This is a genomic window from Paraburkholderia polaris (assembly GCF_012927345.1).
Classification (GTDB): domain Bacteria; phylum Pseudomonadota; class Gammaproteobacteria; order Burkholderiales; family Burkholderiaceae; genus Paraburkholderia; species Paraburkholderia polaris.
Genome location: NZ_JABBGJ010000065.1, coordinates 23,604 through 36,898 on the forward strand (window position 1 = coordinate 23,604; position 13,295 = coordinate 36,898).

The following is a 13,295-nucleotide window of genomic DNA, read 5'->3' on the forward strand; positions in this document are numbered from 1 at the left end:
GGTCCCCACAATACCCGGTACTGACTGCTATTCGTTGTCGCCTGTTACTTCGTCAGAATCAGCTTGCCTAAGCGCGTTGCACGCAGCTGGTAGGTTTCGCCGTTATGCAAGATGCTGACGTGACTGTGCCCCTGCAGCAGAGCATCGCTGCGCACGACTCGATCCGATGTTTCGCCCGAACCGTTGACGCGATCCGCTGCGGGCTTCGCGGCGGTTGCCGTCGCCGTCGATGTTTTTGGACGGCTGGTCAGCGCGGCCGCCGGGCGGCGCAGGCTGAGTGTGGAAGAGCGCGTGAGATCGGTCATTCGTTTTTGCTGTTAATTGATTCGATGGATTAATTCTAAATGATAACTATTCCCATTTACAAGAAAGAGAAATTCATCGGATTCGATTCCCGATAGCTAAATGAAAGGGGAGTAGAGCGACAGGGAAGGCAGGCCGCCTTCAACATGGCGGCCTCAGGCGGCGCAATGGCGCGGGCAGGGCGCCCGCCAAACGCATCAATGCAACGAACCGGGTTCCTGCTTGGTCTGCACGTACTGGCGGATCAGCCGCACGGTATCGATATCGTTCTCGCGATACGCCGACTTCACGATTTCCTGCGTCGTCACAGCGTCCTGGTCGTCGGAGACGGGCAGGGTGGTCGTGTATTCGAAGCGCAGGAACAACTGCAGTTCGTCAGGCTGCTCGATCGTCATTGTCAGCGAGCCGCCGACATAGTCCGCCGTCGGCAGAATGTCGTAGCGCACGCTCTGGCGATCCTGCAGCGTGACACGGTCGCGCACGGTGGCCTGGCCGTAGTGCAGTTCCCGCTCGAGCGTGTCGCCTTCGCGCGAAAGGATGGTGCAGCTGTCGAGTCCGATTACGAACAGTTGCGGCTGTTCGGCGCGCAGCACGAGACCCTCCCACAACTGCTCGCGGGTCATCGAGTCGACAAACGGATTCAACGGATCGTTGATCTGGATAAGGTGTTCGAAATTCAAAACGAGGGCTTCCTATGAAAGCGTTGCAATACGTGCGGCCCCGTTAGCCGGTGGCGGCCCATTCCCGCTTCAGGCGACGGTAAGACCTGAACGGATCGTGATCGAATGCGTGAGGATCTTGTGAACCGGGCACGCATTGGCAATTTGCAAGAGCCGTTCCCGCTGCTCGTCCGACAGATCGCCTTGCAGCATGATTTTGCGGTCGATGGTCGAGCCCGCGTCGCCGGTTTCAAGCGACAGTGTCACGCGCACGTCGGTGAGCGGCCAGTCCTTACGCTGAGCGTACATCTTCAGCGTGATCGACGTGCAGGCCCCAAGGCTCGACAGCAACAGCGCGACGGGCGCTGGCCCGCGATCGCCGCCGCCAAGCGACTCGGGTTCATCGGCGAGCCACGTGTGCTTGCCGTCGTCGAAAAGGACCTGGAAATTCGTCGAACCGATGTGGGCGGTGACGGTGGACTCTGCCATGCGCGCTCCTGAACAGGGACGGAAATCGCCGCGCGCCACGGTCCGTCATGGTTGGACGGCGTGGCGCACGGCATAAATTGCTATTGTGAACGAATTTGCCGGCCTTCGCGTCCATGTGCGGTGGCGGGTGGCGGGTGGCGGGTGGCGGGTGGCGGGTGGCGGGTGGCGGGGTGGCGGGTGGCGCGGTGAGCGCCGCGCCACCGCAATCGTGAGCGGTAACGCGCGCCGGCACGGCCAATCAGTGGGTGATCGCGCCCATGCGTCCAGCCTGATAATCGACCACGGCCTGGCGGATCTCATCTTCGGTGTTCATCACGAACGGGCCGTAGCGCACCACTGGTTCTTTCAGCGGCACGCCGCCGAGCAGCAGCACTTCGAGCGGCTCGGTGCCGGCCGTCAGCGTGACCAACTCGCCGTCGTTCCGGAATACGACCATTTTCTGCGCGTCGATTTCCTGGCGCGCGTCGCCTTCGCCGTAGAAGCCCTTGCCCGACAGGCTGTAAGCGAACACTCGATAGTCGGCCGGCACGGGTTGCTGGATCGTCGCGCCCGGTTGCAGCGAGAAATGCTGATACAGGATCGGCGTGCGCGTTTCGATCGCAGCCTTTACGCCGAGCGCTTCGCCCGCTATGACCTTGACGCGCACCTTGCCGTCAGGGGACGTCGCGACCGGAATGCTGGCCGACGGCATCTCCTGATAGCGCGGTTCGATCATCTTGTCGCGGCGCGGCAGATTCACCCACAGTTGCAAGCCGTGCACGCGCCCACCGGTGCGCACGAACGATGGGTCCGGCATCTCACTGTGTACGACGCCTGCGCCCGCAGTCATCCATTGCACATCGCCGGCATGCAACGTGCCCGAATGGCCCGCCGAATCCTTGTGGCCAAACTGGCCCTCGAGCACGTACGTGACCGTTTCAAAGCCGCGGTGCGGATGATCCGGCGCGCCTTTCGCCTCACCCGGCGCGTAGTCGATCGGACCCATTTCGTCGAGCAGCAGGAACGGATCGAAATCCATCAGCAGGCGGGTCGGAAACGGGCGATGGACGACAAAGCCGCCACCTTCGGTCGTGCGAACGGCGGGAAACGTGCGTTCGATCGTGCGTGTCGTGCTCATCAAAGTCACCTTGGAAAATGGGGAATAGCGTTATTTTTGAAACATAGGGCTATTATAGGGACCGTTTTCCTAGGCGCCAGCCGCCATCACGCAATGGATTGTTCTATTACTGGAACGATGAGATGAAGATCGATTCACACAATCTGAATGACCTGATGTACTTTTCGCAGGTCGTGGAACATGGCGGCTTTTCCGCCGCCGAGCGCGTGCTGGGTATTTCCAAGTCGCGCCTGTCGCGCCGCTTGACCGAACTGGAAGCGTCGCTGGGCATACGTTTGCTGCAGCGCTCCACCCGCAAGCTGGCGCTCACCGAAGCCGGCCAGCTCTTCTACCAGCACTGTCAGGCGATGCTGAGCGAAGCGCAGGCGGCCGTCAACGTGGTGCAGCAGTTGCGTTCGTCGCCGCGCGGCACGGTGCGTGTGAGCGTGCCGGTGACGATTTCGCAGACCATCCTGTCGCAGATCCTGCCGGAATTCATGCATCGCTACCCGGAAGTGCGGGTGGTGATGCGCGTGACGAACCGCGTGGTCGACCTGTTCGAGGATTCGATCGACATCGCGTTGCGTGTGCGCTCCGATCCGCCGGAGAACGCCAACATCGTTGTGCGCCCGTTGTGGCGCACGCAGCAGATGCTGGTTGGCGCACCGAGCCTGTTGCAGCAGAATGCGCCGCCGCTGTTGCCTGCCGATCTGAGTCGTTTCGAAACGCTCGACGTGCCGACCAGCGACGGGCGCCACGTCTTCGATCTGATCGCCCCCGACGGCACGCGCCACGCGCACGAACACGAGCCGCGCCTCGTCACCGCCGATCTGATGACGATTCGTGAAGCGGTGTTGTCCGGCGTGGGTATCGCCGCGTTGCCGGAAATGATGTACGGCAGCGCGTTGCGCGCGGGGCAGTTATCGCCGGTGATGCCGGGCTGGACTTTTCCGACGCCGCAGTTGTACGCGGTATTCGTGTCGCGGCAGGGGATGGTGCCGGCGGTGCGTGCGTTCGTCGATTACCTGGTCGAAATGCTCGATCCGGACGAAGGTAAACACATCATGGGCGAGTGTCCGACGCGTGCCGCACAAGACGCTGTGCAGCCCGCTTTCGCGGTCGCTTCATAGCACTTATTACTTGCGGCAGCATCGCTTTTAGCATTTAAGCGCCGCCTGTCATGAGTACTTTCAATGACGGTTTGCTTGAATGCGGGCGCTCGCAGGCATATAGTGAAATCCCTTCGCTAAGGAGTCTCTTATGCGAAAACTCATGGCCGCTATGATAGTCGGCCTGATAGGGCTGACCGCGCTGTCCGTGTCGATCACGGCTGTCGCATGCGGTGACTCGAGCTATCAGTCATCTTCTGATGGTAAATGATCCCGCCGCCCGAAGGCGCCGAGTGCGCACAAAAAAAGGCCTTCATCTAACGATGAAGGCCTTTTACTTTTAGCCCTTGTTTCAAGGGTTTTTCTGCTTTTTCGGCAGGCGCTGCTTAACAGCGGTGCGTTGCTACGCGTGGATCATTAGCCTTCATTTAACTTTAGGCTGCGTGACGAAGCCGATCTTCGTGAGGCCACCGGCCTGCGCCGCCGACATCACTTCCGCCACTTTCTCGTACGCGACCTTGCGGTCCGCGTCCAGATGCAGCTCCGGCTGCGGATTCGCCTGCGCAGCCTCTGCGATCTTCGCGCGCAGTGCCGCGTCGTCGACCTTCTTGTCGTCCCACAACACGTTGCCGTCCGCATCGACGGCGACCGTCACTTGCGCGGGCTTGGTGTCTTCCTTCTGACTGCTCGCATGCGGCAGATCGATTTTGACTGCGTGACGAATCACCGGGATCGTCACCATGAAGACGATCAGGAGAACCAACATCACGTCGACGAGCGGCGTCATGTTGATTTCGTTCATCAGGCCGTCGTCATCGTCGCTGGCGAAAGGGCTCATTGCCATCGGAATGCCTCGTCGATCAGTTGGTGCGCGTGGCGAGGCGCAAACCGTCGCCGCGCTTGGACGACGACAGACGGGCGCCCGTCACGAAGAATGCGTGCAGACCGTGCGCAAAGCGGCTCAGCTTGGCGACAACCGTCTTGTTGGCGCGCGTCAGTGCGTTGTAGCCAAGCACAGCCGGAATCGCGACGAACAGGCCGAACGCGGTCATGATCAGTGCTTCGCCGACCGGGCCCGCGACCTGATCGATCGACGACTGGCCGCTCGCGCCGATCGCCAGCAGTGCGTGATAGATGCCCCACACCGTGCCGAACAGGCCGACGAACGGCGCCGTACTGCCGATCGAAGCGAGAATCGCCAGACCGCTTTGCATGCGTGCGACGCTTTCATCCATCGTGTCCTTCAGGCAGCGTGTCACCCAGTCCGACACGTCCATGCGGTCGTGCAGATGCGGTTGAGTCTGATGATGGTGGTCGGCGGCTTCCTGGCCCGACAGCGCCAGTGCCAGGAACGGATTGTCCTGCGGCGTCGACGATCCGGCGCCGAGCTTCTTCACGCCATCGGCGAGATCGTCCGAATGCCAGAACTGCTGTTCGGCGTTCTTCGTGAGACGTTTCAGGCGCATCACATTCCAGCCTTTAATGACGATCACGCTCCACGACATGATCGACATGATCAACAGCGCGAGCGCGATACCGCGCGTCACGAAATCCCCTTGCGCCCACACGTGCGCCAATCCGTAGTTTTGCATTGCAATTCCTTTTTTTTAAAATCTGCCTCAATCGTTCAGATTGAAGTTGTAAGGCTGGGTGTACGCTGCCCGAATCGGCTGGCCGTTCTCGAGATAGGGCTTGCAGGCACTCGCGTGCGCTGCGGCAACCGCGGCATCGTCCAGGCGGTTGAAGCCGCTGCTCGTTTTCAGTTCGATGTTCTCGAGTTTGCCCGTCAGTCCGACCACGAATTTCACGTAGGCGGTGCCAGTTTCGCCGCGTCGCTTGGAAAGCGAGGGGTACTCTGGCGTGACCATGTTGCAGTCGATGTGCGAAACGTTTTTCGGGGCGATGATTTCCATCGTCGGACGGCCGACTGCCGGCGCAGCCTGAGCGGGTGGTGCGGCTGGCGCGGGCGGCGTTGGATCAGCGGCGGCGACAGGCGTGGGCGACGGCGCGGCGGCTTCGGGCAACGGGGTAGGCGTCGGCCTGAGCGTCGGTGTCGGCTTTGACTGGACTTTGGGCCTGGTATGAACCGGCGGCACCGGCTTGGGCGGCGGCGGCGCGATCGATTGCAGTGCGACGGGCGCGGCGACCGGCGCTGGCGCCAGCAGCTGCGCAGTCATGACACGCGATTCGAGTGACGGTTGTACGGGTTCATGACGCAACGTCAGGATCGCTGCAAGCAACGCGACGTGAATCGCCGCAACCGCGGCAGTTGCGGTCAAGGCGCGGGAATTCATTCGGGCGGACGAAGCCGGCGTGGCGCCGGCCGAAACGGTATGCGAGGCCTGCATATTAGCGTGGCGACGCGCCGTCGATGCGGCACGTCAGACAAGACATCGTCATGTTCGGAAGATCAGCAGCGAAATGAACAAAGTAGTCACGAAACCAATCAGCAATTCCATCTCGAACTCCTTTAACGGGTGAGCGGGTAGCTGGCTGGTACGGATACTGGCTTGCTGACGGCAGTGGGATAACGCGTGAAGCAGGGCGTAAAACAGGGCGTGAAGCGGCGCGAAAAGCAGCGCATGAGGCAGTGCGGCGGTGAGTCCCCGAGGCGCGGCGTGGGCCGCGCCCTAAAACCGCCTTCAGGCGGCTTTGCGTTCGTAAAACGTCAGCGGCATAGCCTGCGGATGATTCGGATGATGCTCAAAGCCGCAGCGGCTCGCGCACACGCCGCTTTCCATCATGACGCCGCGCACGGAATCCGCGCACTTGCCACAGCAGGAGGCGACGCCGAGTTCGAACTGGAGTTCGTCGAACGAATCGACGCCTTCCGCGATCGAGGCACGGATCTTTCGGTCAGAAACAGACTTGCAGACACAGACAATCATGGCAGGGCGTCATAGCTAACGTTAATGCGAACTATTATCATTTTGATTGGGCTGTTTGGCAAGCGTCCTGCATGATTTTTTGTAACAAAACCAGACTCTTAGAAGGGTTTCGTCTAAGGATTGGGGTTCCGCGCGAGCGGCGGGAGAGCCGTAAAAACGCCTAAAAAGTGCGCAAAAAGGGCGCGTGGCGGCGCTAAAAGGCAGCGGGCGCGGGCTTTATGCGGCTTGGGAATTCGGCGCTGCCGTGCGGCGCGACGGGATCACGACGTGCTCGACGGTTGTATCGATTTGTAGCAGGGTAGCGGCGAGTTGCTGCTGATGGGTACCGTCGCCGGTCGAATAAAAGCGGGGCAGTACAGCACTGGTGCTTTCCGGGGCAGCGCGCAGCCCGTGCTGGTCGAGCACCCGTTCCAACTGGCGCGCGATGGCCACGCTCGTATCGATCAGCATCAGCCGATCGCCCACGATATCGCGGATCGCCGCATCGAGAAACGGGTAGTGGGTGCAACCGAGCACCAGTGTGTCGGCGCCGGCATCGAGCATGGGCTGCAGATAGCTGCGCAGCAGTGCGCGCAGTTCGGCGGACCCTACGTCGCAGCGTTCCACCGCCTGCACGAGCCCGTGGCCCGGTTGGCAAAGAAAACGGCAATCGGCGGCGTAGCGTTCCAGCAGGTCCTGAAAGCGGGTGCTGCGCAAGGTCACTTGGGTGGCGAGCACGCCGGCGACACGCGTTTTCGACTGCAGCGCAGCCGGTTTGACGCCCGGCTCGACCCCCACCAGCGGAATGGCCAGCTTTTCGCGGACCAGCGCGATCGATTGCGCGGTCGCCGTGTTGCATGCAACTACCAGCGCCTTAGCGCCTTGCTTCGCGAGCCATTCCCCGATTGCGAGGGTGCGATCGGCGATGAAGTCGTCGTCGCGTTCGCCATAGGGGGCGTAAAGCGAGTCGGCGACGTAGATGAGCACTTCGCCGGGCAGTTGCGCGCGGACCGCCCGCAGCACCGACAAACCGCCCAGACCCGAGTCGAAAATGCCGACCGGCGCCCGCGCACCGCCGCACGAGTTGGCAGGCCCGGCACTCGAAGACGGCGATTCTGCAGGCATAGGCGATAAGGACGCGCGCGGCACAGCGGTCACGGAAAACTCACGAAAACGGGGAAGTGCGCAAGTATATCGCCCGCGCGGCGCGCGGGCTTTTCCAGCCAGGTCGATCAGGACTCGATCGAACCCATTGCAGTTTGCTGGTAGTTCTGGATGCCGACCTTGTCGATCAGGTCGATCTGGGTTTCGAGCCAGTCGATGTGTTCTTCGGTGTCGTCGAGAATCTTCACGAAGATTTCGCGCGAGATGAAATCGCGAACCGATTCGCAATACACAATCGCTTCTTTACAAGTGTTTTGCGAAATCTGTTCGAGCTTCAGATCGCATTCGAGGATTTCTTTGGTTTCTTCACCGATCAGCAGCTTGTGCAGGTCTTGCAGGTTCGGCAGGCCATCGAGCATGAAAATGCGTTCGATTAGCCAGTCGGCGTGCTTCATTTCGCCGATCGATTCGTCGTATTCATGCTTGCCGAGTTTCTCGAGGCCCCAGTGCTTGTACATCCGCGCGTGCAGGAAGTACTGGTTGATGGCGGTGAGCTCATTCTTAAGCTGGGAGTTCAGATACTCGATAACTTTCTTGTCGCCTTGCATGGGGATTCCTTTTAGGGGCTTTGAATTTTCAACAACAATAAACGCCAGACCTGAAAAAGCCAAGGAAACGGACACATCTTTTGACGTTGTTCCTGGCGTCAGGCGTCGCGCCTTGCGTAGTAATGAAAAAGCCGGGACCGAAGTCCCGGCTTTTGAATCGCGTGACAAACGTAAGCGGCGAATTAAACCGTCGCGACCGGAATCTTGCCGATCTTTGCTTGCCATTCCTTCGGACCGGTCTGGTGCACCGAGGTGCCGTTCGAATCGACAGCAACCGTCACCGGCATATCCTGCACGTCGAACTCGTAGATCGCTTCCATGCCGAGGTCTTCGAACGCGAGAACCTTCGCGCTGCGAATTGCCTTCGACACGAGGTAAGCGGCACCGCCCACGGCCATCAGATACGCAGCCTTGTGCTTCTTGATTGCCTCGATCGCAACCGGACCGCGCTCGGCCTTGCCGATCATCGAAATGAGACCGGTTTGCGACAACATGGTCTCAGTGAACTTGTCCATGCGCGTTGCGGTGGTCGGGCCGGCGGGGCCGACTGCTTCGTCGCGCACCGGATCGACCGGGCCGACGTAGTAGATCACGCGGTTGGTGAAGTCGACCGGCAGCTTCTCGCCCTTCGCCAGCATATCGGCGATGCGCTTGTGCGCGGCGTCGCGGCCCGTCAACATCTTGCCCGACAGCAGCAGCGTCTGGCCCGGCGTCCATGCGGCGACTTGCTCCGGCGTCAGCGTGTTCAGATCGACGCGCTGGCTCTTTTCCGTGTCCGGTTCCCACTGCACCTTAGGCCATGCATCGAGCGACGGCGCTTCGAGCTTCGCCACGCCCGAGCCATCCAGCGTGAAGTGCGCGTGACGGGTCGCCGCGCAATTCGGGATGATCGCGATCGGCTTGCTCGCAGCGTGCGTCGGTGCGGCCATGATCTTCACGTCGAGCACCGTGGCGAGACCGCCGAGACCTTGTGCACCGATGCCGAGCGCGTTGACCTTCTCGTGCAGTTCGACGCGCAGTTCTTCGATCCAGTCCTGCGGGCCGCGTGCGATCACGTCCTGAATGTCGATCGGATCCATCAGCGATTCCTTCGCCATCACCATCGCTTTCTCAGCGGTGCCGCCAATGCCGATCCCGAGCATGCCAGGCGGGCACCAGCCTGCGCCCATGGTCGGCACGGTCTTCAGAATCCAGTCGACGATCGAGTCCGACGGGTTCAGCATCGCGAACTTCGACTTGTTTTCCGAGCCGCCGCCCTTGGCTGCAACCTGCACGTCGACCTTGTCGCCCGGCACGATCTCGTAGTGGATCACGGCCGGCGTGTTGTCTTTCGTGTTCTTGCGCGCGCCTTCCGGCGGGCTCACGATCGAGGCGCGCAGCACGTTGTCCGGGTTCAGATAACCGCGGCGCACGCCTTCGTTGATCATCTCGGTGACGCCCATCGTCGCACCGTCCCAACGCACGTCCATGCCGACCTTCACGAACACCGTGACGATGCCAGTGTCCTGGCAGATCGGGCGCTTGCCTTCGGCGCACATGCGGCTGTTGGTGAGGATCTGCGCGATCGCATCCTTCGCGGCCGGGCTCTCTTCGAGCTCGTAAGCGCGGCCCAAGGCCTGGATGTAATCGAGCGGGTGGTAATAGCTGATGTACTGAAGCGAATCAGCAATGCTCTGAATCAGATCTTCCTGTTTGATGACGGTCATGGCTAGCTCAGTGGGGACAGTGGCGCTTGTTTTCAGACTCGCAGGGCAGTGCGGTCAGTCGTGCGCCTTCAGGGGAGTGGAATCGTGCGAACTCACGACATGCAGCGCCGTGGGTTCCTGAAAATGTTTCGGGTGCGTATGCGTGGTCAGGCGATCGACCAACGCCATCACCACTGCCGAGACGAGGAACGCGACGTGGATGATCACCTGCCACATGATCGTATGCGTCGAATTCTGGTCGGGGCTAATGAAGGTCTTCAACAGATGGATCGATGAGATGCTGATCAGCGCCATTGAGAGCTTCACCTTCAGCACGCCGGCGTTCACGTGGTCGAGCCATTCCGGTTCGTCCGGATGGCCCTCCACGCCTAAGCGCGACACGAAGGTTTCATACCCGCCGATGATCACCATGATCAGCAGGTTCGAGATCATCACCACGTCGATCAGGCCGAGTACCACCAGCATGATGTTGGTTTCATCGAGCGTCATGGACGCTGTAACCAGATGCCAGACCTCTTTGACGAACAGGACGACGTAGACACCCTGGGCGACGATCAGGCCCAGGTAGAGTGGCACTTGCAGCCAGCGGCTCATGAAGATGATGGCGGGCAGCGGGCGCATCGGGCGGCGCTGACGGGCTGAGTCGGGTCGCGGGGCGGACATAGGCAAGAGTCAGATGAAACGCAGGTGACGGAACACGGACTAAATGCGCTGATCCGAAGCGCAAACCAAACGCGCGGATCGAGCACGCAAACCAGGGCGCAGACGGCGCGGTACGCGGCCATGGGAGACCGGAAAAGCTCGCGTCAGGCGCGCTATTGTACAGCGTCGGCTGATTTTGCTGCGGCGCGGCGGGCAGTCGGGGCCGGCCGACGCTGCTGCGGCCCTCAGCGGCAACGGGCCTGAGTGGGCAGCCAGCTTCAGCGCGCAGCAAGCCTGTCGCAGGCAACGGCTCCCTGCACGCGGCTAGCCCTCAGCCCTCAGCCCTCTGCAAGCAGTGGCTCTTCGTAACAGGCGGCGGCGTTCAAGAGGCCACCGGCGGCACCCGCTTGACCTTCAGGCTCGCCAGCCCGATCCCCGCCACCACGCAGGCGAGTGCGACACCGTGCGCGAGTGTGGGCCGCTCGTCGAGAAATACAATGCCGTAAATCGCCGCCGCCACCGGCAGCACGGCGCTGAACACGCCCGCGAGACTGCCCGGCACATGACGAATGCCCTTCATCCACAGCCAGAACGAGAAGATGCTCGCCGACAGCCCGTACCACAGCACCAGCGTCCAGACGCTCACCGGTACCGCGCGATAGTCGAAGTGCAGCAGTGCGGTGGCGCCGAGCGGCAGCATCAGCAGCAGGCCGAACATATGCGTGTAGGCGCAGATGTCGATCGGCGCGAGCGTCTGCGTCAAACGGCGCGACAGGATGATGTAAAGCGATTCGCAGCACACCGCGCCCAGCACCATCAGATTGCCGGTGAGCGAAGTCTCGCCGCCCGCGTTCTCATCCACATGAGCCAGATTGATGACGACTACGCCGACGATCGCCAGCGCGATCGATGCGAGTGCCCGACCGTTCGGACGCTCTTTGAGGATCAGCCACGAGAGCAGCGCGACCACTGCGGGGATCGTGCTCGTGATGACGCCGGCCGCGACCGCGCTGGTGCGCTGCACGCCGCCCAGCATCAGCAACGTGAACCCGAAGGTGCCGAACAGCGCCTGCAAAAACAGATTGAGCCATTCGTCGCGTTTGACGCGGCGCAGCTTGGCGACGCGCAGCAGCGGCCACAACACCGCCATCGCAATGACGAAGCGCAGCAACGCGAACAGGGGCACGGGGACGAACTCGACGATCGATTTACCGATTCCGACATTGCTGCCGACCAGCAGCATCGAGGTAATGAGAAGCAGGGAGTAACGATTCAAGCTGGAATCCAGACGGCTAGTTCAGTTAGCATTGTAAGAGGGTCTGCGAGCCAGCGTAAAGGCGCGGCGCCAGTGCGGCACATGTGTGAGTTCCCCCGTGCCCGATATCGGCATGGTTCGTTGAGCCGGTATGTCGATCCGAACGCATGAACGGAACGCAACGCGTAGCATGCCGTGCCTGACCGGTCTGAACCGCGTAAGGGTTTTCGCTCGTCACGCTATGCGGCTCGCGTAAGTGGCCGGTAAGTTGCAAAGTTTATGTTTGAACGTGAGAGCGGAACGTCGGCCATTCATTTATGTTGCAGTGCGGCACAAATGAAAGTGAAAGGCGAACGGGCCGCGGCGCTGCGATCGACGATCGATGCGCGAGGGTTGGAGACAGTGCGTCGTCAATTGATCATGGACGGCGGCGCCATCATGACATGGTGCGCCAAAAGGCGCGCCGGCACAGGTTTTACGTTTCATCTTCACCAAGGGGTTGTCGATGTCTGCGATTGAATCGGTTCTTCAGGAACGCCGTGTTTTCCCGCCCTCCGCTGAAGCAGCGGCTGGCGCGACTATCTCCGGTATGGACGCATACTGGGCGCTTGCCGCCGAAGCGGGGCGTGATTACGAGGGTTTCTGGGGGCGCCTCGCTCGCGAGACGCTAAGCTGGAACACGCCCTTCACCAAGGTGCTCGACGAATCGAAGGCGCCTTTCTATACGTGGTTCGAAGACGGTCAGCTGAACGCGTCGTATAACAGCATCGACCGTCATGTCGAAGCCGGTAATGGCGAGCGCGTTGCGATCATCTTCGAAGCCGACGACGGCACCGTCACCAACGTCACCTATAACGATCTGCTGCAGCGAGTGTCGCGCTTTGCGAACGCGCTGAAAAAACGCGGCGTGAACAAGGGCGATCGCGTCGTGATCTATATGCCGATGTCGATCGAAGGCATCGTCGCGATGCAGGCGTGCGCACGGATCGGCGCCACGCATTCGGTGGTGTTCGGCGGCTTCTCGTCGAAGTCGCTCAATGAGCGCCTGGTGGATGTGGGCGCCGTCGCGCTCGTCACCTCCGACGAACAGATGCGCGGCGGCAAAGCATTGCCGTTGAAGAACATCGCCGACGAAGCCATCGCGATGGGCGGCTGCGATGCCGTGAAGAGCGTGATCGTCTACAAGCGCACCGGCGGCAAGATCGCATGGGACGACAGCCGCGATCTGTGGATGCACGAACTCACCCAGGCCGAATCGGATCAATGCGCACCCGAGTGGGTCGGCGCCGAGCATCCGCTTTTCATCCTCTATACGTCGGGTTCGACCGGCAAGCCCAAGGGCGTGCAGCACAGCACCGGCGGCTATCTGCTGTGGGCCGCGCAGACCTTGAAATGGACCTTCGACTGGAAGCCTACGGATGTGTTCTGGTGTACCGCCGACATCGGCTGGATCACCG

General features: G+C 61.2%; 16 protein-coding genes. 3 read left to right on the forward strand and 13 right to left on the reverse strand.

The window, feature by feature from the left end:
- Positions 1-44: 44 nt before the first annotated feature.
- From hemP to HHL24_RS39540, 4 genes are all read right to left on the reverse strand, one after another.
- Positions 45-305, reverse strand: a complete 261-nt coding sequence (gene hemP, locus HHL24_RS39525) for a hemin uptake protein HemP (protein WP_169490716.1) — start codon at positions 303-305, stop codon at positions 45-47.
- Positions 306-500: 195 nt separating this feature from the next.
- Complete coding sequence (locus HHL24_RS39530) at positions 501-983, reverse strand: SRPBCC family protein (RefSeq protein WP_169490717.1); 483 nt, start codon at positions 981-983, stop codon at positions 501-503.
- 69 nt (positions 984-1,052) lie between these two features.
- The gene (locus HHL24_RS39535) at positions 1,053-1,451 is read right to left on the reverse strand and encodes an OsmC family protein (protein WP_169490718.1); all 399 of its coding nucleotides are present in this window, start codon (positions 1,449-1,451) and stop codon (positions 1,053-1,055) included.
- A gap of 238 nt (positions 1,452-1,689) precedes the next feature.
- Positions 1,690-2,568 carry a pirin family protein gene (locus tag HHL24_RS39540; protein WP_169490719.1) on the reverse strand — a complete coding sequence of 293 codons (879 nt, stop codon included), beginning with the start codon at positions 2,566-2,568 and terminating at the stop codon, positions 1,690-1,692.
- A gap of 122 nt (positions 2,569-2,690) precedes the next feature.
- Between HHL24_RS39540 and HHL24_RS39545 the strand changes: the two genes are divergently transcribed.
- The gene (locus HHL24_RS39545; RefSeq protein ID WP_169490720.1) at positions 2,691-3,677 is read left to right on the forward strand and encodes a LysR family transcriptional regulator; all 987 of its coding nucleotides are present in this window, start codon (positions 2,691-2,693) and stop codon (positions 3,675-3,677) included.
- 403 nt (positions 3,678-4,080) lie between these two features.
- Here the strand turns inward: HHL24_RS39545 and HHL24_RS39550 are convergent, their stop codons facing one another.
- The 9 genes from HHL24_RS39550 to HHL24_RS39590 all read right to left on the reverse strand — a co-directional run bounded on the left by HHL24_RS39550 (position 4,081) and on the right by HHL24_RS39590 (position 11,859).
- Entirely contained in the window at positions 4,081-4,500 is a 420-nt protein-coding gene (locus tag HHL24_RS39550; RefSeq protein ID WP_169490721.1) for an ExbD/TolR family protein, read from the reverse strand.
- A gap of 16 nt (positions 4,501-4,516) precedes the next feature.
- Positions 4,517-5,248: a MotA/TolQ/ExbB proton channel family protein gene (locus HHL24_RS39555; protein WP_169490722.1), complete on the reverse strand. Its 732-nt coding sequence runs from the start codon at positions 5,246-5,248 to the stop codon at positions 4,517-4,519.
- A 27-nt stretch (positions 5,249-5,275) separates the two neighbouring features.
- Positions 5,276-6,004, reverse strand: coding sequence for an energy transducer TonB (locus HHL24_RS39560; RefSeq protein WP_169490723.1), 729 nt, complete (start codon positions 6,002-6,004; stop codon positions 5,276-5,278).
- A 294-nt stretch (positions 6,005-6,298) separates the two neighbouring features.
- Positions 6,299-6,544, reverse strand: a complete 246-nt coding sequence (locus HHL24_RS39565) for a (2Fe-2S)-binding protein (protein ID WP_169490724.1) — start codon at positions 6,542-6,544, stop codon at positions 6,299-6,301.
- A 216-nt stretch (positions 6,545-6,760) separates the two neighbouring features.
- Positions 6,761-7,648, reverse strand: a complete 888-nt coding sequence (gene murI / locus HHL24_RS39570) for a glutamate racemase (RefSeq protein WP_169490725.1) — start codon at positions 7,646-7,648, stop codon at positions 6,761-6,763.
- A gap of 107 nt (positions 7,649-7,755) precedes the next feature.
- Positions 7,756-8,235 (reverse strand): bacterioferritin, encoded by a 480-nt coding sequence (gene bfr, locus HHL24_RS39575; protein WP_169490726.1) that lies wholly within the window; start codon positions 8,233-8,235, stop codon positions 7,756-7,758.
- Positions 8,236-8,417: 182 nt separating this feature from the next.
- Positions 8,418-9,941, reverse strand: coding sequence for a fumarate hydratase (locus HHL24_RS39580; protein ID WP_169490727.1), 1,524 nt, complete (start codon positions 9,939-9,941; stop codon positions 8,418-8,420).
- 54 nt (positions 9,942-9,995) lie between these two features.
- Positions 9,996-10,562: a TIGR00645 family protein gene (locus HHL24_RS39585; protein ID WP_230417769.1), complete on the reverse strand. Its 567-nt coding sequence runs from the start codon at positions 10,560-10,562 to the stop codon at positions 9,996-9,998.
- A 403-nt stretch (positions 10,563-10,965) separates the two neighbouring features.
- The gene (locus tag HHL24_RS39590; RefSeq protein WP_169490729.1) at positions 10,966-11,859 is read right to left on the reverse strand and encodes a DMT family transporter; all 894 of its coding nucleotides are present in this window, start codon (positions 11,857-11,859) and stop codon (positions 10,966-10,968) included.
- Positions 11,860-12,117: 258 nt separating this feature from the next.
- On the opposite strand from HHL24_RS39590, the gene HHL24_RS39595 reads away from it, so the two are divergent.
- Positions 12,118-12,357 (forward strand): hypothetical protein, encoded by a 240-nt coding sequence (locus HHL24_RS39595; RefSeq protein WP_169490730.1) that lies wholly within the window; start codon positions 12,118-12,120, stop codon positions 12,355-12,357.
- Positions 12,344-13,295: AMP-binding protein (locus tag HHL24_RS39600; RefSeq protein WP_169490731.1), on the forward strand; the 952-nt coding region annotated here is incomplete at its 3' end. The genes HHL24_RS39595 and HHL24_RS39600, both read left to right, overlap by 14 nt.

Excerpts from the sequence above, each read along its gene's own strand:
- hemP (WP_169490716.1), bottom strand. The coding sequence starts at position 305 with ATGACCGATCTCACGCGCTCTTCCACACTCAGCCTGCGCCGCCCGGCG.
- HHL24_RS39535 (WP_169490718.1), bottom strand. The coding sequence starts at position 1,451 with ATGGCAGAGTCCACCGTCACCGCCCACATCGGTTCGACGAATTTCCAG.
- HHL24_RS39540 (WP_169490719.1), bottom strand. The coding sequence starts at position 2,568 with ATGAGCACGACACGCACGATCGAACGCACGTTTCCCGCCGTTCGCACG.
- HHL24_RS39545 (WP_169490720.1), top strand. The coding sequence starts at position 2,691 with ATGAAGATCGATTCACACAATCTGAATGACCTGATGTACTTTTCGCAG.
- HHL24_RS39550 (WP_169490721.1), bottom strand. The coding sequence starts at position 4,500 with ATGGCAATGAGCCCTTTCGCCAGCGACGATGACGACGGCCTGATGAAC.
- HHL24_RS39555 (WP_169490722.1), bottom strand. The coding sequence starts at position 5,248 with ATGCAAAACTACGGATTGGCGCACGTGTGGGCGCAAGGGGATTTCGTG.
- HHL24_RS39560 (WP_169490723.1), bottom strand. The coding sequence starts at position 6,004 with ATGCAGGCCTCGCATACCGTTTCGGCCGGCGCCACGCCGGCTTCGTCC.
- HHL24_RS39565 (WP_169490724.1), bottom strand. The coding sequence starts at position 6,544 with ATGATTGTCTGTGTCTGCAAGTCTGTTTCTGACCGAAAGATCCGTGCC.
- murI (WP_169490725.1), bottom strand. The coding sequence starts at position 7,648 with ATGCCTGCAGAATCGCCGTCTTCGAGTGCCGGGCCTGCCAACTCGTGC.
- bfr (WP_169490726.1), bottom strand. The coding sequence starts at position 8,235 with ATGCAAGGCGACAAGAAAGTTATCGAGTATCTGAACTCCCAGCTTAAG.
- HHL24_RS39580 (WP_169490727.1), bottom strand. The coding sequence starts at position 9,941 with ATGACCGTCATCAAACAGGAAGATCTGATTCAGAGCATTGCTGATTCG.
- HHL24_RS39585 (WP_230417769.1), bottom strand. The coding sequence starts at position 10,562 with ATGCGCCCGCTGCCCGCCATCATCTTCATGAGCCGCTGGCTGCAAGTG.
- HHL24_RS39595 (WP_169490730.1), top strand. The coding sequence starts at position 12,118 with ATGTTTGAACGTGAGAGCGGAACGTCGGCCATTCATTTATGTTGCAGT.